23 protein-coding genes are annotated in these 25,642 nt (G+C 71.8%); 17 read left to right on the top strand and 6 right to left on the bottom strand.

From position 1 onward, the window contains the following. Window positions 1-137: 137 nt before the first annotated feature. Window positions 138-1,841, bottom strand: coding sequence for a hypothetical protein (locus ACWD3E_RS18260; RefSeq protein ID WP_451388599.1), 1,704 nt, complete (start codon window positions 1,839-1,841; stop codon window positions 138-140). Window positions 1,842-2,120: 279 nt separating this feature from the next. Here ACWD3E_RS18260 and ACWD3E_RS18255 point away from each other — a divergent pair, with 279 nt between their 5' ends. Next, window positions 2,121-2,507, top strand: a complete 387-nt coding sequence (locus ACWD3E_RS18255) for a cell division protein SepF (protein ID WP_451388550.1) — start codon at window positions 2,121-2,123, stop codon at window positions 2,505-2,507. A gap of 108 nt (window positions 2,508-2,615) precedes the next feature. Here ACWD3E_RS18255 and ACWD3E_RS18250 read toward each other — a convergent pair whose 3' ends face one another. Continuing rightward, window positions 2,616-3,020 carry a hypothetical protein gene (locus ACWD3E_RS18250; RefSeq protein ID WP_451388601.1) on the bottom strand — a complete coding sequence of 135 codons (405 nt, stop codon included), beginning with the start codon at window positions 3,018-3,020 and terminating at the stop codon, window positions 2,616-2,618. Here ACWD3E_RS18250 and ACWD3E_RS18245 point away from each other — a divergent pair. From ACWD3E_RS18245 to ACWD3E_RS18200, 10 genes are all read left to right on the top strand, one after another. Then, complete coding sequence (locus ACWD3E_RS18245) at window positions 2,962-4,113, top strand: AAA family ATPase (RefSeq protein ID WP_451388598.1); 1,152 nt, start codon at window positions 2,962-2,964, stop codon at window positions 4,111-4,113. The two genes, ACWD3E_RS18250 and ACWD3E_RS18245, sit on opposite strands and share 59 nt — an antisense overlap. Next, the gene (locus tag ACWD3E_RS18240) at window positions 4,110-4,460 is read left to right on the top strand and encodes a nucleotide pyrophosphohydrolase (RefSeq protein ID WP_451388549.1); all 351 of its coding nucleotides are present in this window, start codon (window positions 4,110-4,112) and stop codon (window positions 4,458-4,460) included. The genes ACWD3E_RS18245 and ACWD3E_RS18240 overlap by 4 nt, the downstream gene beginning before the upstream one ends. 181 nt (window positions 4,461-4,641) lie before the next feature. Next, complete coding sequence (locus ACWD3E_RS18235) at window positions 4,642-5,112, top strand: DUF6099 family protein (RefSeq protein WP_451388548.1); 471 nt, start codon at window positions 4,642-4,644, stop codon at window positions 5,110-5,112. Between the two features lie 126 nt (window positions 5,113-5,238). Next, window positions 5,239-5,562 (top strand): DUF6191 domain-containing protein, encoded by a 324-nt coding sequence (locus ACWD3E_RS18230; protein WP_451388547.1) that lies wholly within the window; start codon window positions 5,239-5,241, stop codon window positions 5,560-5,562. A 30-nt stretch (window positions 5,563-5,592) separates the two neighbouring features. Next, complete coding sequence (locus ACWD3E_RS18225) at window positions 5,593-6,087, top strand: DUF3995 domain-containing protein (protein ID WP_451388546.1); 495 nt, start codon at window positions 5,593-5,595, stop codon at window positions 6,085-6,087. Between the two features lie 128 nt (window positions 6,088-6,215). After that, complete coding sequence (locus tag ACWD3E_RS18220; protein WP_451388597.1) at window positions 6,216-7,733, top strand: 3' terminal RNA ribose 2'-O-methyltransferase Hen1; 1,518 nt, start codon at window positions 6,216-6,218, stop codon at window positions 7,731-7,733. Beyond that, complete coding sequence (locus ACWD3E_RS18215) at window positions 7,730-10,294, top strand: polynucleotide kinase-phosphatase (RefSeq protein ID WP_451388545.1); 2,565 nt, start codon at window positions 7,730-7,732, stop codon at window positions 10,292-10,294. The genes ACWD3E_RS18220 and ACWD3E_RS18215 overlap by 4 nt, the downstream gene beginning before the upstream one ends. A 153-nt stretch (window positions 10,295-10,447) precedes the next feature. Beyond that, entirely contained in the window at window positions 10,448-11,671 is a 1,224-nt protein-coding gene (locus tag ACWD3E_RS18210; protein ID WP_451388544.1) for an arginine deiminase, read from the top strand. A gap of 115 nt (window positions 11,672-11,786) precedes the next feature. Then, window positions 11,787-12,815 (top strand): ornithine carbamoyltransferase, encoded by a 1,029-nt coding sequence (gene argF, locus ACWD3E_RS18205; RefSeq protein WP_451388543.1) that lies wholly within the window; start codon window positions 11,787-11,789, stop codon window positions 12,813-12,815. Window positions 12,816-12,924: 109 nt separating this feature from the next. Then, window positions 12,925-14,379, top strand: a complete 1,455-nt coding sequence (locus ACWD3E_RS18200; RefSeq protein ID WP_451388542.1) for an amino acid permease — start codon at window positions 12,925-12,927, stop codon at window positions 14,377-14,379. Here the strand turns inward: ACWD3E_RS18200 and ACWD3E_RS18195 are convergent. Beyond that, entirely contained in the window at window positions 14,339-14,791 is a 453-nt protein-coding gene (locus ACWD3E_RS18195; protein WP_451388541.1) for an ATP-binding protein, read from the bottom strand. The two genes, ACWD3E_RS18200 and ACWD3E_RS18195, sit on opposite strands and share 41 nt — an antisense overlap. Window positions 14,792-15,031: 240 nt before the next feature. Here ACWD3E_RS18195 and ACWD3E_RS18190 point away from each other — a divergent pair, with 240 nt between their 5' ends. Beyond that, window positions 15,032-15,859, top strand: coding sequence for an enoyl-CoA hydratase family protein (locus ACWD3E_RS18190; protein WP_451388540.1), 828 nt, complete (start codon window positions 15,032-15,034; stop codon window positions 15,857-15,859). Between the two features lies 1 nt (window position 15,860). After that, window positions 15,861-18,140 carry a bifunctional salicylyl-CoA 5-hydroxylase/oxidoreductase gene (locus ACWD3E_RS18185; protein WP_451388539.1) on the top strand — a complete coding sequence of 760 codons (2,280 nt, stop codon included), beginning with the start codon at window positions 15,861-15,863 and terminating at the stop codon, window positions 18,138-18,140. 34 nt (window positions 18,141-18,174) lie between these two features. Here the strand turns inward: ACWD3E_RS18185 and ACWD3E_RS18180 are convergent, their stop codons facing one another. Together ACWD3E_RS18180 and ACWD3E_RS18175 are read right to left on the bottom strand one after the other, a co-directional pair. After that, window positions 18,175-18,987 carry a PaaX family transcriptional regulator gene (locus ACWD3E_RS18180; RefSeq protein WP_451388538.1) on the bottom strand — a complete coding sequence of 271 codons (813 nt, stop codon included), beginning with the start codon at window positions 18,985-18,987 and terminating at the stop codon, window positions 18,175-18,177. Window positions 18,988-19,002: 15 nt separating this feature from the next. Continuing rightward, the gene (locus tag ACWD3E_RS18175; protein ID WP_451388537.1) at window positions 19,003-20,595 is read right to left on the bottom strand and encodes an AMP-binding protein; all 1,593 of its coding nucleotides are present in this window, start codon (window positions 20,593-20,595) and stop codon (window positions 19,003-19,005) included. Window positions 20,596-20,789: 194 nt separating this feature from the next. On the opposite strand from ACWD3E_RS18175, the gene ACWD3E_RS18170 reads away from it, so the two are divergent. From ACWD3E_RS18170 to ACWD3E_RS18160, 3 genes are all read left to right on the top strand, one after another. Continuing rightward, the gene (locus ACWD3E_RS18170) at window positions 20,790-21,923 is read left to right on the top strand and encodes an acyl-CoA dehydrogenase family protein (protein WP_451388536.1); all 1,134 of its coding nucleotides are present in this window, start codon (window positions 20,790-20,792) and stop codon (window positions 21,921-21,923) included. Beyond that, window positions 21,920-22,318, top strand: coding sequence for a RidA family protein (locus ACWD3E_RS18165; protein WP_451349075.1), 399 nt, complete (start codon window positions 21,920-21,922; stop codon window positions 22,316-22,318). Before ACWD3E_RS18170 ends, ACWD3E_RS18165 begins: the two co-directional genes overlap by 4 nt. 94 nt (window positions 22,319-22,412) lie before the next feature. Continuing rightward, the gene (locus tag ACWD3E_RS18160) at window positions 22,413-22,838 is read left to right on the top strand and encodes a DUF6299 family protein (protein ID WP_451388535.1); all 426 of its coding nucleotides are present in this window, start codon (window positions 22,413-22,415) and stop codon (window positions 22,836-22,838) included. 108 nt (window positions 22,839-22,946) lie between these two features. Here ACWD3E_RS18160 and ACWD3E_RS18155 read toward each other — a convergent pair whose 3' ends face one another. Then, window positions 22,947-23,423 (bottom strand): hypothetical protein, encoded by a 477-nt coding sequence (locus ACWD3E_RS18155; RefSeq protein WP_451388534.1) that lies wholly within the window; start codon window positions 23,421-23,423, stop codon window positions 22,947-22,949. Between the two features lie 242 nt (window positions 23,424-23,665). Here ACWD3E_RS18155 and ACWD3E_RS18150 point away from each other — a divergent pair, with 242 nt between their 5' ends. Beyond that, the gene (locus tag ACWD3E_RS18150) at window positions 23,666-25,561 is read left to right on the top strand and encodes a galactose oxidase-like domain-containing protein (RefSeq protein ID WP_451388533.1); all 1,896 of its coding nucleotides are present in this window, start codon (window positions 23,666-23,668) and stop codon (window positions 25,559-25,561) included. The last annotated feature ends 81 nt before the right edge of the window (window positions 25,562-25,642 follow it).

Here is a 25,642-nt window from a genome sequence, read left to right as displayed (position 1 = left end):
GCGGCCCTTCGGGGAGGCCCGGTACGGGGGCGCACGACCGCGCGGTTTCGGTCAGTTCGACCTCCCACGACCCTTTTGTCGCCGCGCACGGACCGGCGGGCGACCGGCCCGGCGTGCTGGACGCGCAAGGCCTGAGCTCAGCCCTCGAGCTCGCGGCGGGGCACGTCCCATGTGGAGAGGGTCTGCGGGGTCGCCGTGAAGGCGCGCAGCCTGAAGCGGGTGCTCCTCTTGGACGGGAGGTCGAAGCGGCCGGAGGGCGCCCGCAGTTCGACGGTCGCCGTGGTGTGCGCCGGGATCGTGGCCGGGCCCCGCGTGAGCGACCAGTACCGGCCCATGCCCTGCCCGGTGGTCAGCATGTAGTGCGGAGTGAGCGCACTGTCGCCCGTGTTGGTCACCCGCAGGGTCAGCGCGCCGAGCGAGTGCGCCGAGACCCGCCGTACCGCGGCGACGTCCATCCGCAGCGGCGGCCGGCCGGTCACCGCCAGCGTCGCGCTCACCAGCGCCGGCAGCACCAGCAGCACGACCGCGCAGGCCAGGGCGGGCCGGCGGCGCCGGCCTCTCAGCCACCGGGGCCGGGGCTGCCAGGCGTGCGAGAACTCCGACAGCGGCGCGGTGACCGCCGCCGCCAGCCACAGCGGGGTCATCATCAGGTAGTAGCCGTCCTGGGAGCGGGTCGCCAGGAAGAAGGCGCACCAGGGCAGTACCGTCGCCGCCGGACCCAGCCGCCGGATGAACAGCACGAACAGCGCCAGCAGGGCGGCGGCGAGCAGCACGCTCGCGTGGCCGTACCAGTCGAGCCGGTCGCTGCCGTGCGTGAAGTACAGGGAGATGCCCACCAGGCCCTGGCCGTGCACCACCGCGCCCTGCGTCAGCGGCAGGGCGATCCCGGCGAGCCAGAGGCCGGGCTCGTGGGCGATGAAGTACGCGTTGATCAGCAGCCAGGCCGTGACCGCGACCCCCAGGATCTTGAGCACCACGACACCGGCCGCCCGCGCGCCCAGCTCGCCGCGGCGCACGGCGTAGATCCCGGCGAGCAGGAACGGCGTGAGGAACCACGGTAGTTGCTGCGCCGCGCACGCCGCCCCGAGGCACGCGACCCGCGCGATCCCGGCCGCACCGAGCCGCCCGTGGGCGCCGAGCCGCGGCCAGCACACCACCACCGGCACCAGCAGGACCAGGGCGATGATCGCCGGGTAGCCCTGGCGGGCGTAGCTGGGCAGGATGCCGAAGCCGAGGCAGACCATCGTCGCCGCCGAGCGCCAGGGCGTCGGCAGCAGCCGCCACAGCAGGACCGCGCCCACGATGAGCGCGAGCGTCGCCGCCGCCGTCGCCGGGGCGCCGCCGTGGCCCAGCCACAGCAGCGGCGCGGTCAGCAGCGGGGTCAGCGGGGGATAGCCGTAGGTGTAGTCGTACCCCCCGTCCGTCGTGGCCGTCAGCGCAACGCCCTTGCCCTGGAAGAGCCATGGCCAGGGCTGCCCGTACATCGGGTGGCCGTGCACGAACTCCCTCGCGGCCTGCGTCGAGAGCACCGCCTCGTCGCCGCCGGCGTGGTTCAGCGCCCAGGTGCACAGGGCGAGCGTCACCGCGGTCACCAGCACGACCAGGTCGAGCCGCGCCAGCGAACGAGCCCGGCGGACCGTGAGCGTGAGCACGCCGGTCACCAGGATCGAGGCGTAACAGACGGAGATGACCGCTGCTATGACCAGATGATGCGTGGCCGCCTGCGTCCATACCGAGCGGGTCCCGATGAAAAGGCTCACGTCGGCGAGGAGGGTCAGCACACGGTGCCACTGCGCGGGGCTGCCCGGGGTGTCCGCGAGGGGGCCCGGGGCGGCGGACACCGCCGACTGTGTCCGCCGGCCGGGTGTCACCTGTTCGGTTTCTGCCAAGTGCACGACATCGGACGCTATGGGGACCCGGTGAACGACGCGGGGCGGCGGGTGAAGAGTCGGGTGTGAGAGCGGTAAGGAACGGTCGTATTCGTACATGTGCCTCACCGTGCGCGGGAGTGGACTCCGCCGGTCCGGTCGCGCTTCGTGTCGCTGTTGGGCCGAACGGGTGACTTGGAGTAAGAATTGACCGGTGCAGGGATTGAATGCGAGTCAGGTCAGGGGGAGCCGGTGAGCCGTTACGACGTCACCGATGAACAGTGGGAAGGGCTCGCCCAGGTCGTGCCGCTGCGGGGCCGGGACGCCTGGCCGTCGGCGGTGAACCACCGCTCGCTGCCGGACGCCGAGACCGAGACGCGTCGCCGTTTCGTGGTCCTCAGGGTCAACGTCTTCGCGGACGCCCGCGAGGTCGCCGAGACCCTGATGGCCGGGGTGCCCGTGCTGCTCGACCTCTCCGGCGCGGAGGGCGAGGTCGCCAAGCGCGTCCTCGACTTCAGCACGGGCGTGGTCTTCGGCCTGGGCAGCGGGATGCACCGCGTCGACCGCAACGTCTTCCTGCTGACGCCACCGGGTACCGAGGTCAGCGGACTGATGGAGGGTGCGGGCATCTCCGGCTGAGCCGCCCCGTGCCCGTCACCCCGGCCCGCCGGCGTGCCGTCACCCTGGCCGGTCCCCCGTTCGTAGGAAGGTGGCGAGGGCAAAACGGTTCGCCTGGTGGGCGGAGCCCTACCGTCCGGGCATGGCCGTGTCTTCCGCGCCCGCGGGGTGCTCCTCGTCGTCGGGTTCCGGGGTCTCCGGGGTTTCCGGGGTTTCCGGGGTCTCGGGGACCTCTGGCATCTCCGGGACCTCTGGGGTTTCCGGGGTTTCCGGGGCTTTCGGGGTCTCCGGGATCTCTGGGGTCTCCAGGGCTTCCGGGGCTTCCGGGGCTTCCGGGGTCTCGGTCTCCGGGGTCTCCGGGGCTTCCAGGGTCTCCGTCTCCGAGGTCTCCGGGACCTCTGGGGCTTTCGGGGTCTCGGTCTCCGGGGTCTCCGGGGCTTCCGGGACCTCCGGGGTCTCCGGGATTTCCGGGTCCCTGGCCTCCGCCGTACCCCCGTCGCCCCGCGACCCCCTCGACGTACGGGCGCGGATCACCGAGTTGCGGCTGTCGGCCTTCGCCGGGCACCGGCGGGCCGGGTTTCCGCTGGGCCCGGTGACCCTGTTCGCGGGGCCCAGCGGCTCGGGAAAGACGACCGCGCTCACGGCGTACGAGGCGCTTGCCCGGCTGGGCGGCGGGGCCTCGCTCGCCGAGGCGTTCCCGGACCCCGTCGCCTGCGTGCCGGAGGGTGCGCGGGCCGACGCCCAGGGGCGGCGCGGGTTCCGGATCGGCTGTACGGCCGACGGCGCCGAGGGGCCGGTCCGGCTCGACATCGCCGTACAGGCCGAGCCCCGGCTGCGGATCGTGGGGGAGCGGCTCACGGCCGGCGGAGTCGTCCTGCTGGAGACCGCCCTGCGCGACCCGGGCCGCCGGACCGTCCAGGCCGCCTGGCACACCGCGGGCTCCGCCCCGGTGACCCGCGCCCCGCTCCCCGACGACCGGCTCGGCACGCCCCTGCTGCCGCTGCGCGTGGCCGGCAAGACGGACGGGCAGCGGCAGGTGCTGGCCGCCGCCGAGCAGATGGTCGTCGCCCTGCGCTCCGTCTTCCCCTGCGACCCGCGCCCCGACTTCATGCGCGCGCCCGTCCCCATGGGCTCCGGACGCCTCCTGCCCGGCTGTGACAACCTCGCCGACGTACTGTGGCGCACCCGGTCCGAGTGCGGCCGGCGCCACGCCCGGCTGGTCGAGGCCCTGCACGCGGGCTGCGCCGGTCCGGTGGCCGACCTGCTCGCCGAGCCGCTGACCGACGGCACCGTCCGGGCACTGCTCGACCGGGGCGACGGCTCCCGTACGGAGCTGGCCCGGCTCGGCGACGGCGAACTGCGCTATCTCGCGCTGACCCTCGTGCTCCTGACCGGGCCCGGCGTACTGGAGGTGGACGCGCCGGGCGAGGTGCCCGACGCCCTGCGGACCCTCACCGTGCTCGCCGACGGCTTCGACCGCGCCCTCGACACCTCCCAGCGCCGCCAACTGCTGCATACGGCCGCCCGGATGGGCGAGCGCGGGCACATCCGCTGTGTGGCCGCGGTGAGCGACGTGTCGTGGGCCGCCGGGGCGGAGGGCGTCACGGTGGTACACCTGACCCCGTGACGGAACACCCTGACCTCGCCGGACTCCAGCGCAGGCTGGCCGAGTTCGCCGCCGCGCGCCACTGGCAGCGCTACCACACCCCCAAGAACCTGGTCGCCGCGCTCAGTGTGGAGGCCTCCGAACTGGTGGAGATCTTCCAGTGGCTGACCCCGGAGGAGTCGGCCCGGGTGATGGACGACCCCACCACCGCGCACCGCGTCACGGACGAGGTCGCGGACGTGCTCGCCTATCTGCTCCAGCTCTGCGAGATCCTCGGCATCGACCCGCTGGCCGCCCTGGACGCCAAGATCGACCGCAACGAACGCCGCTTTCCCCTGCCGGGGGCTCCGGGTACTGCCGAGGAGTGAGCCCAACGGGCGGACCGCGACGCTCCGTTATCACTCTCCGGAGTCAAATTCCACGTCGACTCCGAATTGTTGTCCACAGATTTCCGTCTTCCTCTAGCTTTTCGTCTCATGGACCCTCACGCTGGGTAGTGGACAGGGGAGTTCATCTGGACGCAGCACGGCGGACGGACGGGGGCAGCGCATGGATGCGGTGCGGCTCATCGGGACGAGCAGGCGGGCCCTGGCGGGCGGCGCCGAAGCGCTCGAGCTCATGGCGGAGGTGTGGCAGGCGCAGGCCCTGGCCCAGGCGATCGGCAGCCGCCTCGCGGTGTCCGGCCCGCCGGAGCTGCGCGGCGAGGCCCTGGGCCTGACCGAGCTGGCGGGCCGGGGCTGCGGGGTCCTTGACCCACCGGAACTCGACCCGGGCGACCTGCGCGCCGCCCAGCTCACCGAGCTGGACGACGCCCGCGAGACCCTGCTCTGCCTCGACGGCCTGCTCGGCGAGGTCGGCATGGCCCTGGTCGGCATGGCCAGCGCCGCGGCCGACCAGGCGACGTACTGGCAGTGCATGGAGGCCATCGACGCCGCGGACGAGTCCCGGGACCGGGTCCTGGAGATGCTGCGCAAGCTGGCAGCGCGCGAGGAGGCGTTACCCGAGCGGGAGTTCGGCTGAGGCAGCGCCGTCCTCTCGCAGTCGTCGAGGCCTGCGACGGCCGACTGAAGGGCGGGCGCGCTGGGGGCTCGGACTGAAGCGCGGGAACTTCCGGCACAGGCACCGCGTTTCTCCCGCATGCTGGCTATGTGGGGCGCCGCGCTTCCGGCGCTGGCCTTTCTCCTGTTCGTCTGCGGCGCTGCCGAGTTGATGATGCGGCGGTTCAAGCGGCGCAGCGTCCTCCACCGCGGCCGCGGTCCTGAGCACCGCACCTTGACGGGATCCGCGTTCGACGAATTCGACCTGGTATTCAACGGCAACAAATCGATCGAGATCGAGCAGCAGCAACATGAGGCGAACCGCCGCGACGACCAGGACGACGGCGCCCCGCCACACACGCGTATCGACCTGGCCGGCGGCACGGCCCGCATCGTCCTTCCGTCCGACCGCGAGGCCGCCCGGCAACTGTGAGACCGAGGCGGCAGTGGCATGCTCCTCGCTATGCGTGAAGATCGGCGGGGCAGGGCAAGGGCGGGGGTGTGGGGGCGTATCGCGTGCGCCTGGGCGGTCGCTTTCGCCACGCTTCATTTCTACTGGGCGCTGGGCGGCAACTGGGGTCTGAGTGTCTCGGCGGGGCCCCTGGCCGAGGAACGCCCGGCGTGGTTCGTGGCGGTGGGCCTGTGGGGTGTGGGGGTGCTGTGCCTTGTCGGCGGTGCGCTGGGACGGCTTCTCACCCGGCCGCGGCCCCGTGGCCTGGCCGGACGGGTGGTCAAGGCTCTGGGCTGGTCTGTTTGCGCTGTACTGCTGGTGCGCGGCATCGCGGTCGAGATGCTGTTGTTGATCGACACGGCGGGCCGGGAGGCAAACGTAAGCCCGGCACAGCGGCTGTGGACGCTGGTCCTGTGGAATCCCTGGTTCCTGGTCGGCGGTCTCGTCTTCGGCCTGTCCGCTCGGGAGTTCGCAAGAGCGGACGGTTCGAGTGGTGGAACCGCCTGACGGGCTGGAGATCAAGAAGCGGCTTCGTGAGCTCGCCGCGCACCCCCGGCTTCGCCACCTGGCAGGAGCGGGTTCTCCTGAGGGAAAACCAGTGGTCGCGGCCGGGCCGGGCCGGGAGACTCGGTCATGTGTTCCTGACGATCTCCACGCGCGGCGATGCCGCCCACCCAGCCACCGACCTCGGGTACCTGCTGCACAAGCACCCCGGGAAGGCACAGCGTTTCTCCACCTCCTGCGGTGGCGCGCACGTCTTCTATCCCGAGGCGGACGAACAACGCTGCACGGCCGCGCTGCTGCTGGAGGTCGACACAGTGGCGCTGGTCCGGCGCGGCAAGGGCAAGGGCCGTGGCGGCGCACCCGACGCGGCGCTCGCGCAGTACGTCAACGACCGCCCCTACGCGGCCTCTTCACTGCTCGCGGTCGCGCTGAGCAATGTGTTCTCCAGCGCCATGCGCGGGGTGTGCAACGCCCGCCCGGAGCGGGCCGCGGCACCGCTGCCGCTGCGCGTCGAGGTGCCCGCGCTGCCCGCCCGCGGCGGCCCGAACCTTGTACGACGGCTGTTCGAGCCGCTCGGCTGGGCGGTGACCGTTGAACCGGTCGCCCTCGACAGCGAGTTCCCCGAGTGGGGCGACTCGCGCTACGTCCGGCTCGTCCTGGAGTCCGAGCAGCTCACCCTCGCCGAGGCGCTGCGCCACCTGTACGTCCTGCTGCCCGTCCTGGACGACGCCAAGCACTACTGGGTCGCCTCCGACGAGGTCGACAAGCTGCTGCGGGCGGGCGAGGGGTGGCTGCCCGGACACCCGGAGCAGAAGCTCATCACCAGCCGCTATCTGTCCCGCCGCTGGTCCCTGACCCGGCAGGCCATGGAGCGCCTGGAGCTGGTGCGCCTGGCCGAGGCCGACGACAGCGAGGTCGAGGAGATCGACAACGCCGTCGGGACGGAGAGCGAGGAGGAGGAGAAGCCGACCCCGCTCGCGGTACAGCGCCGGGACGCGATTCTCGCCGCACTGCGCGACTTCGGTGCCGCCCGGGTGCTCGATCTCGGCTGTGGACAGGGCCAGTTGGTGCAGGCGCTGCTCAAGGATGTCCGGTTCACCGAGATCGTCGGCGTCGACGTCTCCGTACGGGCCCTGACCATCGCCTCCCGGCGGCTGAAGCTGGACCGCATGGGAGAGCGGCAGGCCTCGCGCGTGAAGCTGTTCCAGGGCTCGCTCGCGTACACCGACAAGCGGCTCAAGGGTTACGACGCCGCCGTGCTGAGCGAGGTCGTCGAGCACCTCGACCTGCCCCGGCTGCCCGCCCTGGAGTACGCCGTGTTCGGCTCCGCGCGCCCGCGGACCGTCATCGTGACGACCCCGAACGTCGAGTACAACGTCCGCTGGGAGAGCCTCCCGGCCGGGCACGTCCGGCACGGCGACCACCGCTTCGAGTGGACCCGCGAGGAGTTCCGCACGTGGGCGGGGACCGTCGCCGAACGGCACGGCTACGACGTGGAGTTCCGGCCCGTCGGAGCCGAGGACCCCGAGGTGGGGCCGCCCACCCAGATGGCCGTCTTCATGAAGAAGGCCGAAGGGACCGCAAAGACCCCCGACACCGAGAGCACCGAGAGCACGGAGAACGCCGAGAAGGAGGCGAAGGCAGCATGACCGAGACACGCACGGGACGGGTTCTCCCTGTCACCGACCTCTCCCTCGTCGTCCTCGTCGGCGCGTCCGGCTCCGGCAAGTCCACCTTCGCCCGGCGGAACTTCGCGCCGACCGAGGTGATCTCCTCGGACTTCTGCCGCGGTCTCGTCTCCGACGACGAGAACGACCAGAGCGCCACCGGGGACGCCTTCGACGTGCTGCACTACATCGCCGGCAAGCGGCTGGCCGCCGGCCGGCGCACCGTCGTCGACGCCACCAGCGTGCAGCAGGACAGCCGGCGGCAGTTGATCGAGCTGGCCAAGAGGCACGACGTGCTGCCGATCGCCATCGTGCTGGACGTGCCCGAGGACGTGTGCGCCGAGCGCAACGCGGCCCGCACCGACCGGGCCGACATGCCCCGCCGGGTCATCCAGCGGCACACGCGTGAACTCCGCCGCTCGCTGCGGCACTTGGAGCGCGAGGGCTTCCGCAAGGTGCACGTCCTGCGTGGGGTGGAGGAGGTCGAGCACGCCGCCGTCGTCACCGAGAAGCGCTTCAACGACCTGACCCACCTCACCGGCCCCTTCGACATCATCGGTGACATCCACGGCTGCTCCGCCGAACTGGAGTCCCTGCTCGCCAAGTTGGGATACACCGATGGCGTGCACCCCGAGGGCCGTACGGCCGTGTTCGTCGGCGACCTCGTCGACCGCGGCCCGGACACCCCGGGCGTGCTGCGCCGGGTGATGTCTATGGTCGCGGCGGGCAACGCCCTGTGCGTGCCCGGCAACCACGAGAACAAGTACGGCCGTTACCTCAAGGGCCGCAAGGTCCAGCACACCCACGGGCTCGCCGAGACCATCGCCCAGATGGAGGGCGAGAGCGAGGAGTTCAAGGCACAGGTCCGGGAGTTCCTGTACGGGCTGGTCAGCCACTACGTCCTCGACGGCGGACGGCTCGTCGTCTGCCACGCCGGTCTGCCCGAGAAGTACCACGGCCGGACCTCCGGCCGGGTCCGCTCGCACGCCCTGTACGGCGACACCACCGGCGAGACCGACGAGTTCGGGCTGCCCGTGCGCTACCCCTGGGCGGAGGACTACCGGGGCCGCGCGGGCGTGGTCTACGGCCACACTCCGGTCCCGGAGGCCACATGGCTGAACAACACCATCTGTCTGGACACCGGCGCGGTCTTCGGCGGCAAGCTCACCGCTCTGCGCTGGCCGGAGCGGGAGCTGGTCGACGTACCGGCCGAGCGGGTCTGGTACGAGCCGGTGAAGCCGCTGCGTGCCGAGGCGCCCGGCGGTCACGACGGCCGCCCGCTGGACCTCGCCGACGTGCACGGCCGCAGGGGTGTCGAGACCCGGCACGCGGGCCGGGTGGCGGTCCGCGAGGAGAACGCGGCGGCGGCCCTGGAGGTCATGAGCCGCTTCGCGGTCGACCCGCGCCTGCTGCCGTACCTGCCGCCGACCATGGCGCCGACGGCGACCTCGCAGGTCGAGGCCCGCGGCGGAGCCGCTGATGGACACTTCCTGGAGCACCCGGCGGAGGCGTTCGCGCAGTACGCCGAGGACGGGGTCGCGCGGGTCGTGTGCGAGGAGAAGCACATGGGCTCGCGGGCAGTGGCCCTGGTGTGCCGGGACGCGGAGGCGGCGCGGGAGCGGTTCGGGGTGAACGGACCCACCGGCTCGCTGTACACCCGTACCGGCCGGCCGTTCTTCGACGACGCGACGGTGACCGAGGAGATCCTCGGCCGCCTGCGCTCGACGATCACGGACGCGGGCCTGTGGGAGGAACTGAACACTGACTGGCTGCTGTTGGACGCCGAGCTGATGCCCTGGTCGCTGAAGGCGTCCGGGCTGCTGCGGTCGCAGTACGCGGCCGTGGGCGCCGCCTCCGGCGCGGTGTTCCCGGGCGCGCTGGCCGCCCTGGAGTCCGCCGCCGGCCGTGGTGTCGACGTGGCCGGGCTGCTGGAGCGGCAGCGTGAACGCGCCGCCGACGCCGCCGCGTTCACCGACGCCTACCGGCGCTACTGCTGGACGACCGACGGCCTGGACGGCGTACGCCTCGCCCCGTTCCAGATCCTGGCCGCGCGCGGGCAGAGCCTCGCCGCGCTGCCGCACGACGAGCAACTCTCGCTGATCGACCGGCTGGTGGAGCACGACGGCACCGGACTGCTGCAGACCACCCGCCGCCTGTACGTCGACACGGGTGACCCGGAGTCGGTCCGGGCAGGCGTCGACTGGTGGCTGGAGCTGACCGGCCGGGGCGGCGAGGGCATGGTCGTCAAGCCGCTCGGCGCGCTGGTCCGCAACCAGCAGGGCCGGCTGGTGCAGCCCGGCATCAAGTGCCGGGGCCGCGAGTACCTGCGGATCATCTACGGTCCCGAGTACACCCGGCCGGACAACCTCGCCCGGCTGCGGCACCGGTTCCTGAACCACAAGCGGTCGTTGGCGATCCGCGAGTACGCCCTCGGCCTGGAGGCCCTGGACCGGCTCGCCGACGGGGAGCCGCTGTGGAGGGTGCACGAGGCGGTGTTCGGCGTCCTGGCGCTGGAGTCGGAGCCGGTCGACCCCAGACTGTGAGGCCCCGGCCACCCGGCCACCCGGTGTCCAGGCCGTGCGGCAGTGCCCCACGGCCTCGGGCCACCTCACTTCTCGTCCGCGAGACGAAAATTAGAAGAGACAGAAACAGTCGAGAGGAGCGTGAATACGGTCGTTCGCGGCCAGGATGGAGGCATGGCATTTCACGTCGACTCCGAGGCCGGTCGGCTGCGCCGCGTGATCCTGCACCGGCCCGACCTGGAGCTCAAAAGGCTCACCCCCAGCAACAAGGACGCCCTTCTCTTCGACGACGTGCTCTGGGTCCGCCGCGCGCGGGCCGAGCACGACGGCTTCGCCGACGTCCTGCGTGACCGCGGAGTCGCCGTCCACCTCTTCGGCGACCTGCTCACCGAGACCCTGCAACTGCCCGACGCCCGGGCACTCGTCCTGGACCGGGTCTTCGACGAGAAGGAGTACGGCCCTCTCGCCACCGACCATCTGCGCACCGCCTTCGAGACCCTGCCCGCACGCGAGCTGGCCGACGCCCTCGTGGGCGGGATGACCAAGCGCGAGTTCCTGGAGGCGCACGAGGAGCCGGTCTCCGTCCGCTTCCACGCCATGGACCTGGACGACTTCCTCCTCGACCCGCTGCCCAACCACCTCTTCACCCGCGACACCTCGGCCTGGATCTACGACGGCGTCTCCATCAACGCCATGCGCTGGCCGGCCCGGCAGCGCGAGACCGTCCACTTCGAGGCGATCTACCGGCACCACCCGCTCTTCCGTGACGAGGCCTTCCACATCTGGTCCGAGGGGCAGGCCGACTACCCGTCGACCATCGAGGGCGGGGACGTCCTGGTCATCGGCAACGGCGCCGTGCTGATCGGCATGAGCGAGCGCACCACGCCGCAGGCCGTGGAGATGCTCGCGCACAAGCTGTTCGCCGCCGGGTCCGCGCAGACGATCGTGGCGCTGGACATGCCCAAGAAGCGCGCCCTGATGCATCTCGACACCGTGATGACGATGGTCGACGGCGATGTCTTCACCCAGTACGCCGGCCTCGGCATGCTCCGCTCGTACACCATCGAACCGGGCGCCGCCGACAAGGAGCTCAAGGTCACCGACCACCCGCCGGAGCACATGCACCGCGCCATCGCCGCCGCCCTCGGGCTCAGCGAGATCCGGGTCCTGACCGCCACCCAGGACGTGCACGCCGCCGAGCGCGAGCAGTGGGACGACGGCTGCAACGTGCTCGCCGTCGAGCCCGGAGTCGTCGTCGCCTACGAGCGGAACTCGACCACCAACACGCATCTGCGCAAACAGGGCATCGAGGTGATCGAGATCCCGGGCAGCGAGCTGGGGCGCGGGCGCGGCGGGCCGCGCTGCATGAGCTGTCCTGTTGCGAGGGATGCCGTATAGCTGCTGCATAGAGGAGGGGCGAGGGGCGCATAAGGACCCAAGGGTCTGTATATAAATGTGAGGCGTCGTATACACTTCCAGTGCCAGTTGTTCTCGTCACCCCTGGAGCGCCCCCATGGCGACAGTCCCGACCGCCCTCGTCGGCCGCCACTTCCTCAAGGAACTGGACTTCACCGCGGAGGAGTTCCGGGGGCTGGTCACGCTGGCCGCCGAGCTGAAGGCGGCCAAGAAGGCCGGGACCGAGACGCGGTACCTCACCGGCAAGAACATCGCGCTCGTCTTCGAGAAGACCTCGACGCGCACCCGCTGCGCGTTCGAGGTCGCCGCGGCCGACCAGGGCGCCCACACGACGTACCTGGACCCGGCCGGCTCGCAGATCGGGCACAAGGAGTCGGTCAAGGACACGGCCCGCGTGCTCGGCCGCATGTTCGACGCCATCGAATACCGCGGGCACGGCCAGGGTGTCGTCGAGGAGCTGGCCGCGCACGCCGGGGTCCCCGTCTACAACGGCCTCACCGACGAGTGGCACCCCACCCAGATGCTCGCCGACGTGCTCACCATGACCGAGCACAGCGAGCTGCCGCTGACCGAGATCGCCTTCGCCTACCTCGGCGACGCCCGCTACAACATGGGCAACTCCTACCTCGTCACCGGCGCCCTGCTCGGCATGGACGTCCGTATCGTCGCACCCCGCGTGCTGTGGCCGGACGACACGATCGTCGAGCTGGCCCAGCAGCTCGCCGACGCCTCCGGCGCCCGGATCACGCTCACCGACGACGTGAAGGAGGGTGTGCGCGGCGCCCACTTCGTGGCCACCGACGTCTGGGTCTCCATGGGCGAGCCCAAGGAGGTCTGGGACGAGCGCATAGCGCTGCTCGGCCCGTACGCCGTGACCATGGACGTGCTCAGGGCCACCGGCCATGACGACGTGAAGTTCCTGCACTGTCTGCCGGCCTTCCACGACCTCGGCACCGACGTCGGCCGCGAGATCCACGCACGGCACGGGCTCACCGAGCTGGAGGTCACCGACGAGGTCTTCGAGTCCGCGCACTCCGTCGTCTTCGACGAGGCGGAGAACCGGATGCACACGATCAAGGCGATCCTCGTGGCCACCCTGGCGGGTGCATCACACAGCGTTGCCTGACCCACGCCACCAGGCCTTATCCTGACCGGCGGCCCGGTATCACCCCTGCCCACGGCCGCCGCCGCGACCCACCCGGTCGCCCGCACCACCAGAAACGAGCACCACCCGCATGCCCGCTCCACGCATCAAGTCCCCGCACGTGCTGGTCGCCGAATCCGGCGCCGACCGCGAGGGACACGGCCTGAAGCGCACGATGGGCCTCTTCCAGCTCATCTGCTTCGGCGTCGGCGCCATCGTCGGCACCGGCATCTTCGTCGGCCTCTCCGACTCGGTCGCCCAGGCCGGTCCGGCCGTCGTCGTCTCCTTCCTTCTCGCGGCGATCACCTGCGTCTTCACCGCCTTCTCCTTCGCGGAGCTGGGCGGCGCGATCCCGGTCTCCGGCTCCTCGTACTCCTTCGCGTACGCCGGTCTCGGCGAGTCCACCGCCTTCCTGGTCGGCTGGTGCCTGCTGCTGGAGTACGGCATCTCCATCTCGGCCGTCGCGGTCGGCTGGAGCCAGTACGTCAACGAGCTGCTGCACAGCCTCACCGGCTGGCAGCTCCCGGCCGCGCTGTCCGCGGGTCCGGGCGACGGCGGGATCGTGAACCTGCCCGCCGTGATCGTCATCGCCATGGCCTCGGTGCTGCTGGTGCGCGGGGTGCGCGAGAGCGCGCGGGCCACCGCCGCCATGGCCGCCGTCAAGCTCGTCATCCTCCTCGCGTTCTGCGCGATCGGCTACAGCGCGTTCAAGGACGGCAACCTCACCCCGTTCTCCCCGGCCGGCCTCGGCGGCATCGGCGCGGGCACCACCGCCGCGTTCTTCTCCTACATCGGCTTCGACGCGATCACCACGGCCGGTGAGGAAGCGAAGAACCCGCGCCGGGACATCCCCGTAGCGATCATGGTCTGCATGGGCCTGGTCACCCTGCTGTACTGCGCGGTCGCGCTCGCCGCGATCGGCGCCATCGGCGGCGACGGGGTCGCCGGCCGGCCCGCCGCACTGTCGTACGTCGTGAACAAGGTGACCGGCTCGGCCGTCGGCGGCGGCGTGATCGCCTTCGGCGCGGTCGTCGCCATCGCCTCCGTGGTCCTCGCGGTGATGTACGGCCAGACCCGCATCCTGATGTCGATGTCCCGGGACGGCCTGATCCCGCGCGTCTTCGAGAAGGTCTCGCCGCGCACGTCCACCCCGGTCGCCGGCACGCTGATCGTCGCGGTCGTCTTCGCGGTCCCGGCGGCCTTCGCCTCGCTGGACGCGGTGATGAACCTGTGCACCATCGGCACGCTCGCCATCATGGCCGTCGTCAACATCACGGTCATCGCCCTGCGCCGCCGCGAACCCGGTCTGACCCGCAGCTTCCGGGTGCCGCTCTACCCGGTCGGCCCGCTGCTCGGCGTCGGCTTCTGCCTGTACCTGATGTACGAGACCGGGTGGCAGACCTGGATCCAGTTCGTGGTGTTCCTCGCGGTGGGCCTCGCCGTGTACGTCGCCTACGGGCGCCGGCACTCCACGCTGGCCGGGACCGGCACCACGGCCTCCGCGGTTACGCCGGACGCCGCTGAGCAGGAACTACAGGGAGTCTGAACCACACCGCCTTGCCCGACGAGGTGGGGCGGTGACCACAGGACGAGCTGAGGGCGCGGATCAGCAGCAGACCGCGCCCTCCCTCCTGCCAGACGTCGGGCTCCTCGATCACCGGGCGGGTGAGATGGCCGGGCGGCGCCGGGTCCGGATCGTGCACCTCGACCTGACAGCCGGTCGGCAGCAGCTCCACCACCAGCTCTATCGGGCCCCGGCCCGCGGTGTGCTCCACCGCGTTGGCCACCAGCTCCGCCGTGAGCAGCTCCGCGGTGTCGCTGTCGGCCGCGTGCTCCACCTCGGCCAGAGCCGTACGCACCAGGGCACGCGCCACGGGCACCGCCGCGGCGGTGTGCGGCAGCGCGATGCGCCAGGAAGCCGGTTCGGCGGAGCGTTCGTACAAGGTGAGTCCGTTCATGCAGCAGGCTGTCCTGCTTTCGACTGTTAGGAATGGTACGGGCCCGGCCACGGCGGCCGTCGCCGGGCTTCGCGTCCTGTTACGGCGCTGTCGATGATCAGTGACGGGTGTGACGGGACTCGGCCATATCAGTGCCGTACCCGGCCCCCGTGTCGCGCACTCATGACGACAGTCACAAAGAAGTGATAACTTCGTGGTGTAGAGCAGCGTGAGGCACCGCCCCCCTAGGAGGCGCACGTCATGAGTCCCTTCACCGGCTCCGCCGCCCGCACCTCCGACTGGGAGCATCTGCGGGTCAAGCTCTCCGACGGCGTCGCGACCGTCACCCTCGCCCGCCCCGACAAGCTCAACGCGCTCACCTTCGGCGCCTACGCCGACCTGCGCGACCTGCTCGCCGAGCTGTCCCGGGAGCGCGCGGTACGCGCCCTGGTGCTGGCCGGCGAGGGGCGGGGCTTCTGCTCCGGCGGAGACGTCGACGAGATCATCGGCGCCACGCTGTCCATGGACACCGCCCAGCTGCTCGACTTCAACCGGATGACCGGGCAGGTGGTGCGGGCGGTACGGGAGTGCCCGTTCCCGGTGATCGCGGCCCTGCACGGGGTCGCGGCGGGCGCCGGCGCCGTGCTGGCCCTCGCGGCCGACTTCCGGGTGGCCGACCCCACGGCCCGCTTCGCCTTCCTCTTCACCCGCGTCGGCCTGTCCGGCGGCGACATGGGCGCGGCCTATCTGCTGCCCCGGGTCGTCGGCCTCGGCCACGCGACCCGGTTGCTGATGCTGGGCGAGCCCGTCCGCGCACCCGAGGCCGAGCGCATCGGCCTGATCAGCGAGCTGACGGAGGAGGGCCGGGCCGACGAGGCCGCCCAGAACCTGGCCCGCCGCCTGGCCGACGGCCCGGCCCTCGCCCACGCCCAGACGAAGGCCCTGCTCACCGCCGAGCTGGACATGCCGCTCGCGGCAGCGGTGGAACTGGACGCCGCCACGCAGGCCCTCCTCATGAACGGCGAGGACTACGCGGAGTTCCACGCGGCGTTCTCGGAGAAGCGTCCGCCGAAGTGGCGCGGGAGGTGACATGAAGGTCGCTGTGATCGGCGGCGGCCCCGGTGGTCTCTACGCCGCCGCCCTGCTCAAGCGCCTCGACCCGGCCCGGGAGGTCACCGTCTGGGAGCGCAACGCCCCCGACGTGACCTTCGGCTTCGGCGTGGTGCTCTCCGACGAGACCCTGGGCGGTATCGAACACGCCGACCCGGTGGTCTACGAGGCCCTGCAACGCGACTTCGTCCGCTGGGACGACATCGACATCGTGCACCGGGGCACCCGCCACACCTCCACAGGACACGGCTTCGCCGCACTCGGCAGAAAGCGGCTCCTGGAGATCCTGCACGAGCGCTGTCGCGACCTCGGCGTGGACCTCCGCTTCCACACCGAGGCGCCGCACCCCGACCGGCTGGCCGCGTCGTACGACCTCGTCGTCGCCGCCGACGGTGTGCACAGCACCACCCGCGACGCCTACGCCTCTGTGTTCCGTCCCCATGTGGCCGCACACCACTGCCGCTACATATGGCTCGCCGCCGACTTCGCCTTCGACGCCTTCCGCTTCGAGATCGCCGAGACCGAGCACGGCGTGATGCAGCTCCACGGCTACCCGTACGCGGCCGACGCCTCCACTGTGATCGTCGAGATGCGCGAGGAGGTGTGGCGAGCCGCCGGGTTCGGGGAGCTCGACGAGCAGGAGTCCGTCGAACGCTGCGCCAAGATCTTCGCCGACGCGCTCGGCGGACGCCCCCTGCGCTCCAACAAGTCGGCCTGGACCACGTTCCGCACGGTCGTCAACGAACGCTGGTCGCACGGCAACGTCGTCCTCCTCGGCGACGCCGCCCACACCGCGCACTTCTCCATCGGCTCCGGCACCAAACTGGCCGTGGAGGACGCGCTGGCCCTCGCCGCCTGCCTGCGCGAACAGCCCACCTTGGAACGGGCGTTGTTTGCCTACGAGGAGGAGCGCAAGCCCGTCGTCGCCTCCACCCAGCGGGCCGCCCGGGCCAGCCTGGAGTGGTTCGAGAACCTGGACCGCTACCTCGACCAGCCGCCCCGCCAGTTCGCGTTCAACCTGCTCACCCGCAGCCGCCGCGTCACCCACGACAACCTGCGGCTGCGCGACGCCCACTTCACCGCTTCGGTCGAGCGCGAGTTCGGCTGCCCGCCCGGCACACCCCCGATGTTCACGCCGTTCCGGCTGCGCGGACTGACCCTGCGCAACCGGGTCGTCGTGTCGCCCATGGACATGTACTCCGCCACCGACGGCGTTCCGGGCGACTTCCACCTCGTCCACCTGGGCGCCCGCGCCCTCGGCGGGGCCGGGCTGGTGATGACCGAGATGGTGTGCGTGAGCGAGCAGGGCCGCATCACGCCCGGCTGCGCCGGTCTCTACACCGGCCGGCAGGGCGAGGCCTGGCGCCGGATCGCCGACTTCGTGCACCGCCAGGCGCCCGGCACCGCGATCGGCGTGCAGCTCGGGCACTCCGGGCGCAAGGGGTCCACGAAGCTGATGTGGGAGGGGATGGACGAGCCGCTGCCCGAGGGCAACTGGCCGCTGGTGGCCGCCTCCCCGCTGCCGTACAAGCCGGGCAGCCAGACCCCGCACGCGCTCTCCCGGGCCCAACTCACAGACCTCCGCGAGCAGTTCACCACCGCCGCCCTGCGGGCCGCGCGCGCCGGCTTCGATCTGCTCGAACTCCACTGCGCGCACGGCTACCTGCTCTCCGGCTTCCTGTCCCCGCTGACCAACCGGCGCACCGACGCCTACGGCGGCACGCCGGAGAAGCGGCTGAGGTTCCCGCTGGAAGTCTTCGACGCGGTGCGCGCCGTATGGCCCGAGGAGCGGCCGATGACCGTGCGCATCTCCGCCACGGACTGGGCCGAGGGCGGCACGACGGCAGCGGACGCCGTGGACATCGCACGGGCCTTCGCCGCGCACGGAGCCGACGCGATCGACGTGTCCACCGGGCAGGTGGTGGCCGAGGAGCAGCCGGAGTTCGGGCGCTCGTACCAGACGCCGTTCGCCGACCGCATCCGCCACGAGGTCCGCGTCCCGGTCATCGCCGTCGGTGCGATCTCCTCCTGGGACGACGTCAACTCCCTGATCCTGGCGGGGCGTACGGACCTGTGCGCGCTCGCCCGCCCGCACCTGTACGACCCGCACTGGACCCTGCACGCCGCCGCGGAGCAGGGCTACGAGGGGCCGGGTGTCATCTGGCCCGCCCCCTACCGCGCGGGCAGCCGCCGCCCGCAGACGGGCCGCACGGACGCCCCGAAGCCCAGGCTGTCGCTCGGTCACACGCCTTCTGCGTGATTCTTCGCATTCCGAGGGGCGAGGAGGCGGCCCCTCACACCCCCGCGAACTCCGCCCCCGCGTCCCGCAGCCGCTCGTGCAGCCCCCGGAACACCTCCGCCGAGCGCACGCCCGGCCAGCCGGCGGGCAGCAGGGCGGTGGGCAGGCCGGGGTCGGTGTAGGGGAGGTGGCGCCAGGAGTCCAGGGCGAGGAGATAGTCGCGGTAGGCCTCCTCGGGCGGGGTGTCCACCCGGTGCTGCCAGGAGCGCAGCACGGGCCCGTGGGCGTCCAGGAAGCGCTCGTGCTCCTTGGCGATCGCGGTGAGGTCCCACCAGCGGGCGACCGCCTCGGCGGTGGGCGCGAAGCCCAGGTGCTCGCCGCGGAAGAAGTCCACGTACGGGTCGAGGTGCAGCCGGCACAGGGTGTGCCGGGTCTCCTCGTACAGCCGGGCCGGGGCGATCCACACCCCCGGGGCCGCCGTGCCGAAGCCGAGGCCCGCCAGCCGGGAGCGCAGCACGTGCCGCTTCTGCCGCTCCGACTCGGGCACCGAGAAGACCGCCAGCACCCAGCCCGCGTCCTCGGGAGGCGCCGTGGCGTAGATGCGCCGGTCGCCGTCCTCCAGCAACTGGCGTGCCTCCGGGGAGAGTTCGTACCCGGCGGCGCCGTTCCCGGTGCGGGCCGGCAGCAGCAGGCCGCGCCGTTTGAGCCGGGACACGGAGGAACGTACGGACGGCGCGTCCACGCCGACCGCGGCCAGGAGCCGGATCAGCTCGGCGACGGGCACCGGCCCGGGTGTGAAGCGGCCGTACGCGCCGTAGAGCGTGACGATGAGGGACCTGGGGGCGTGCTGCTCGGACACGTTGATCATTTTAGGTCGTCGGCATCACTGCTGGTCGCCATCGGTGCGCAGGCGGAACCGCTGGAGTTTGCCGGTGGCGGTGCGCGGGAGCGCGTCGAGGAAGACGAACTCGCGCGGGCATTTGTAGGGCGCCAGTTCGGACCTGAGGAAGACACGCAGGGCCTCCGGGTCGCGGGGTGCGCCGTCCCGCAGCACCGTGTAGGCCACGGCCACCTGTCCGCGGGCCTCGTCGGGGCGGCCGACCACAGCCGTCTCCACCACGTCCGGGTGACGCAGCAGCGCCTCCTCCACCTCCGGTCCGGCGATGTTGTACCCGGCGGAGATGATCATGTCGTCGGCGCGGGCCACATAGCGGAAGTAGCCGTCGGCCTCGCGGACGTAGGTGTCGCCGGTGACGTTCCAGCCGCCCCGCACGTACTCCCGCTGCCGTGGGTCGGCCAGGTAGCGGCAGCCGACCGGGCCGCGCACGGCCAGCAGCCCGGGCTCCCCGTCGGGCACCGGCGTGCCGTGCAGGTCCTGGACGCGCGCCTCCCAGCCCGGCACCGGAACGCCCGTGGTGCCCGGCCTGATGTGCTCGTCGGCGGCGGAGACGAAGATGTGCAGCAGCTCGGTCGCGCCGATGCCGTTGATGATGCGCAGGCCCGTGCGTTCGTGCCAGGCCCGCCAGGTGGCCGCGGGCAGGTTCTCGCCCGCCGACACGCAGCGCCGCAGGGACGAGACGTCGTACGCGTCCAGCTCGTCCAGCATCGCGCGGTAGGCGGTCGGCGCCGTGAACAGCACGGAGACGCGGTGCTCGGCGATCGCGGGCAGCAGCTGCCGGGGACCGGCCTGTTCGAGGAGCAGGGCGCTGGCGCCGGCCCGCATCGGGAAGATCACCAGCCCGCCGAGGCCGAAGGTGAAGCCGAGCGGGGGACTGCCGGCGAAGACGTCGTCCACATGGGGGCGCAGCACATGTCTGGAGAAGGTGTCCGCTATCGCCAGCACATCCCGGTGGAAGTGCATGCACCCTTTCGGGCGACCCGTGGTGCCGGAGGTGAACGCGATCAGGGCGACGTCGTCGGAGGCGGTGTCGACGACCGGGAAGGGCGTGCCGGGTACCGGGCGGTGCAGCAGGTCGTCCGGGGTCTCACCGCCGTAGGTCGTGATGCGCAGCCCCGGGACCTGTGCCTTCGCCAGGTCGTCCACCACCCGGACGTCGCACAGCGCGTGCCGCACCTGGGCTATCTCGCAGATCGTCGCCAGCTCGTGCGGGCGCTGCTGGGCCAGCACGGTGACCGCGACCGCGCCCACCTTCAGCACGGCCAGCCAGCAGGCGGCCAGCCACGGGCCGGTGGGGCCGCGCAGCAGGACCCGGTTGCCGGGGACGACGCCCAGGGCGCCGGTGAGGACGTGCGCGATCCGGTCGACGCGCGTGCGCAGTTCGCCGTACGTCCACACCGGCCCGGCGGGGGTGCGGAAGACGGGGCGGCCCGGATCGGCGTGGCCGAGGAGTTCCGCGGCACAGTTCAGCCGGTCGGGGTACTGCAGTTCCGGAAGGTCGAAGCGCAGCTCGGGCCACTCGTCCGGCGGCGGGAGATGGTCGCGCGCGAAGGTGTCGACGTGGGCCGAGACGTGCATGGCGGTTCGCCCCCTTGCCGTGACAAGCGTCGAGACGGGCGTCCTGGTGAGCACGGGCGTCCTGGCGGGCTCGGGCATCCTTGTAGGCTCCCGTTCGAGCGTATCGTCTTGGTGACGGCAGTCAACTGTGCGCGATAACGTCGTTGGGTGAGGGGGAGGGGTCACGGTGACCCGCCCCGGAGGGAGGACCGGCCGTGCCCGCATTCTCGCTCGAACCGGAACAGACCGCCTGGTGTGCCGAGCTGCGCACCCTGGCCGCCGAACGGCTGCGCCCGCTCGCCGACAAGGGCGAACCGGGCCGCGTCAACCGTGCCCTCCTCGCCGAACTCGGCCGACTCGGGCTGACGGCACGGCTGTTCACCTCTGGCGCGCTTGACCTGTGCCTGATGCGGGAGTCCCTCGCGCAGGGCTGCACCGAGGCCGAGACGGCCCTCGCCCTGCAGGGCCTCGGCGCCCATCCGGTGCACGCCCACGGCAGCGCCGCCCAGCGGGAGCGCTGGCTGCCCCGGGTCGCCGACGGCAGCGCGGTCGCCGCCTTCGCGCTGAGCGAACCGGACGCCGGCTCGGACGCGGCGGCGCTGGCCCTCGCGGCCGAACCGGACGGGACCGGCTGGCGGCTCACCGGCGCCAAGCGGTGGATCTCCAACGCCCCCGAGGCCGACTTCTACACCGTCTTCGCGCGCACCACGCCCGGCGTCGGCGCCCGCGGCGTGACCGCCTTCCTCGTCCCCGCCGACCGGCCCGGACTCACCGGAACCGCGCTGGAGATGCTCTCCCCGCACCCCATCGGCGCCCTCGACTTCGACGCCGTCCCGGTCACCGCCGACGACATGCTCGGCGAGGCCGACCGCGGCTTCGCCGTCGCCATGGGCACCCTCAACCTCTTCAGGCCCAGCGTCGGTGCCTTCGCGGTCGGCATGGCCCAGGCCGCCCTGGACGCGACGATCGCGCACACCCGCCGACGCCAGGCGTTCGGCGGCCCGTTGATGGACCTCCAGGCCGTCTCCCACCAGGTCGCGGAGATGGCGCTGCGCACGGAGGCGGCCCGGCTGATGGTGTACGCGGCGGCCACCGCCTACGACACGGGCGCCCCCGGTGTCCCCGGGCGCGCCGCGATGGCCAAGCTGCTGGCCACCGAGACCGCGCAGTACGTGGTCGATGCCGCCGTCCAACTGCACGGCGCCCGCGCCCTGCAGCGCGGCCACCTCCTCGAACACCTCTACCGCGAGGTGCGCGCCCCGCGCATCTACGAAGGCGCGAGCGAGGTCCAACGAGGCATCATTGCCAAGGAGTTGTACGCCACGACACCCGACCGGGAGGCCCGGTGACCACCGAGCGCATCAATCCGCCCACCCTCTCACGGCCCACCGGCTTCTCCCACGCTGTCGTCGCGGCCGGCTCCCGCCTGGTGTTCCTGGCCGGCCAGACCGCCCTGGACACCGACGGAAAGATCACCGGCGACACGCTCCCGGAGCAGTTCGAGCGGGCCCTCGGCAACCTCCTGACCGCCCTGCGCGAGGCCGGCGGCACCCCCGCCGACCTCGCCCGCGTCACCGTGTACGCCACGGACGTCGCCGCCTATCGCGACCACGCCCCCGAACTGGGCCGCATCTGGCGGGAGTCGGCGGGCCGGGACTATCCGGCGATGGCGGTCGTGGAGGTCGTACGACTGTGGGACGAACAGGCCCTGGTGGAGCTGGACGGGTTCGCGGTGCTGCCCTGACCGACGCGCCACCGATGGGGTGACGATCACGCTCCCCGGTGTGCCCGACCGGTACCAGTGGAGGCCCCCACCCCACGAAACCGGGAGGCACCCCATGCCCGTACGTCCCGTCCTCGCCGCGGCCCTCGGCACCGCGGCCCTGCTGTGCGCCGCCGCAGGCCCGGTCGCCGCCGATCCGTCGGAGACCGTCACCGTCGACCCCGCCGGCCGCATCGCCCCGGACGGCACCGTCACCCTCTCCGGCACCTACCGCTGCACCGGCGGCACGGGACCGGTGTTCGTCAGTTCCTCGGTCAGCCAGGGCGACAAGAGCCTCAAGCACGGCATCGGCGGAACCACCGCCCGGTGCGACGGTGCCGAGCACCGCTGGGAGAACTCCGGCCAGGTCTCGCCGCAGAGCCTCAAGGCGGGTGCCGCCCATGTTGAGGCCACGCTGATGGAGCTGCGCCCCGCGGGCATCGTGCCGCTGCCCGCCTTCCACGCCGTCCAGGAGCAGGACATCGCGCTCACTCAGGGGTGATGCCCAGGGGTGACACCCGAGAGCGATGCCCAGGAAGTGAAACGGCGGTAGTCCGCCGGGCGGCCCGGACCCTCAGGGTGCCGGGCCGCCCGGCGTGTACGGCACCTGTCAGGCGCCATGCAGCATCGTCGACTCGTCCGAGCACACCAGATGGATCGTCAGGTCGGCCGGGCCCGCGTTGTGGCCCCCGCGCTTGTCGCTGCTCTTGGAAACTCCGATGGAAACTCCAAGGCCGTTGTCGTGGCCGATGCCGTAGAGCTGGTTCCACTGGGCCTGCGACAGCTGTGTCTTGCGCACGGCGACGATCCAGCCGGTGGCGTGGTCGTTCGGGCGGCTCTCGATGAGGTCGGCCGGCTCCAAGGAGAGCCGGTTGCCGTTCGACGCGGTGAGTGCGAACCCGCCGCCGAACACGTGCTGCATCGCGGGGCAGAACACCTCGCGCGGGCTGCCGTCGGCCCCGGCGTGGATGAGCGTGCCGCCGACCTCCATCGGGGGTTCCGGCGGGTCCGCGGCGGCCGGTGCGGCGACGCAGCACAACAGGGCCAGGGCGCCGGCGGCGGCGAGGGGCATGCGTGTTCCCGGCATGGTGAGGCTCCTCGGGATCGGGAAGGGGAGAGACGAGCACCATTGGAGCCCGCCGTCGTCGTCTGCCGCGCCGGACACGCAGCGTTACCGCTCATCGGGGTAAAACGGTCAATCTTTCGAGATGACAGCCACATATCGTTACGGTGTGTGATTGACTGCGCGCATCTCGTCACTCTACGTGGTCGCCTCATGCCGCCTCCGTGTTGTTTGCGGCGCCCCGTGCTCATCCCACGAGGAGTCCCATGTCCCGCAGAGGGATCCCCCGCAGAGGAAGGTGGACGTTCGCGGCAGGCTGCGCCGCCATCGTCCTGTCCGTCACTGCTCCCGCCGCGCTCGGCTCGACCCCGCCCGCCCCGCACCAGTTCGACCCCCGCCCGGGCGGCGGCGTGCGCATCACCCAGGACCAGATCAAGAAGGAGGTCCGCCCCGAGGAGGTCAAGGCCCTCGGTCAACACCGTGCCGAGGACCTGGCCCGGGACCGCATCGGCCTTGCCGCCGTCGACCGCGGCTACCCGCAGCCGATGCGCAACCGCAGCCTGAAGGAGCACACCGACTCGCAGAGGGAACACAACGCGTCCTTCGACCCGGCCCAGTTCGGCAAGTTCACCGACTACTTCGACAGCCCGGACTACGGCGACCACGTGGCCCTGCTGCCCACCGGCAAGGTGCTGCTGTTCTCCTTCGAGGCCGTCGAGACGAGCCCGAACAAGGAGACGGCGCCCACCGAGGTCATCGGCCGCGACAACGCCGGCCGCGCCTACCTCTGGGACCCCGGCAAGGGCTCGGGACCCGACGCCTTCGAGGCCGTACCGCCACCGGTCGTGAACATGGACGACGGCCTGGACGAGCCGCGCCCCGCGCCCATCTTCTGCGCCGGGCACGCCTATCTGCCCAACGGGATGGTCGGGATCTTCGGCGGCAACCTCGGCGGCAACCACGGCACCGGCGCCCACCTCGCCCTCGTCTTCGACCCCTGGGCGAAGAAGTGGTACCGCCAGCAGGACATGGCCGAGGGCCGCTGGTACCCGTCGGTCGTCACCGGCGCCGACGGCCGGCAGTTCATCACCTCCGGCCACGGCGACATCGGCTGGGGCAAGCTCTCCCAGTCCATCGAGCGCTTCCCTGCCAAGAACACGGCGGTGTCGGTCGACCCCGGTACCAAGCCGGAGGGCCAGTCGCTCGACAAGTGGCCGATCAAGGCCGAGTACAGCGCCGACTACCCGCACCTGTTCTCGCTGCGGGACGGCAAGATCTACGGCTTCGGGCGCAACTTCGACGAACAGTTCGTCTTCGACCCGCAGAGCGAGACCAGCCAGCCGCTGCGCAACCGGCCCGGCGGCGGCATGCGCAACTACGGCTCCGCGGTGGCCCTGCCCAACCCCACCCCGGGCAACGGCCCCGACTCCACGCTGATCCTCGGCGGCGACCGCAACGACCCGAAGACGTACAAGTTCTCGGGCGGCAACTGGACCACGGACTCCTCACGCGCCTTCGGCCGCACCCAGGACGACACGCTGATCTTCCCCGACGGGCGGCTGTTCACCGTCAACGGCGGCTACGACATCCGCGACTACGGCTTCGGCCAGTACAACCCCAACGCCGAGGACAGGTGGCGCAAGACCGAGATCCGCGGTGCCGACGGCACCTGGCGGCTGGGCCCGGAGCAGCGGCTGCCGCGCGGCTACCACTCCAACGCGGTGATCCTGCCCGACGGCCGCATCATGGTCACCGGCGACGAACTCCAGGAGATCGCCAACAACCGTGACATCAAGTCCGGGATGAACGGCAGCATCGAGATCTACTCGCCGCCGTATCTGAACCAGGGCGGTACCCGGCCGACGCTGACGGACGTGACGAACCCCATCGTGGCATACGGCGCCGGCCTCCGGGTCAGCACCGACACGCCGACCCAGGTGACGCGGGCCGTGCTGATGGCGCCCATCACCTCCACCCACGCGGTGGACACCAGCCAGCGGCGCATCGAGCTGAAGATCACCAGCCGCGCCGGCAACAAGCTCGTGCTCCAGACCCCGGCGTCCGCCAACGAGGCGCCGCCCGGCTACTACCTGCTGTTCCTGCTCGACAGCCGCGGTGTGCCCAGCATCGCCAAGTGGGTGCAGCTGAAGCCCGGTACCTGACGGCGCCGTACCCCTTCCGCCCCTTCGAAGTCCCCTGCCGCCGGATGCCCGGACGGCGCCTCCCAGGCGCCGTCCGGGCGA

It is taken from the genome of Streptomyces sp. NPDC002676 (assembly GCF_053592455.1).
This window is presented reverse-complemented; position numbering and strand designations above follow the sequence as displayed.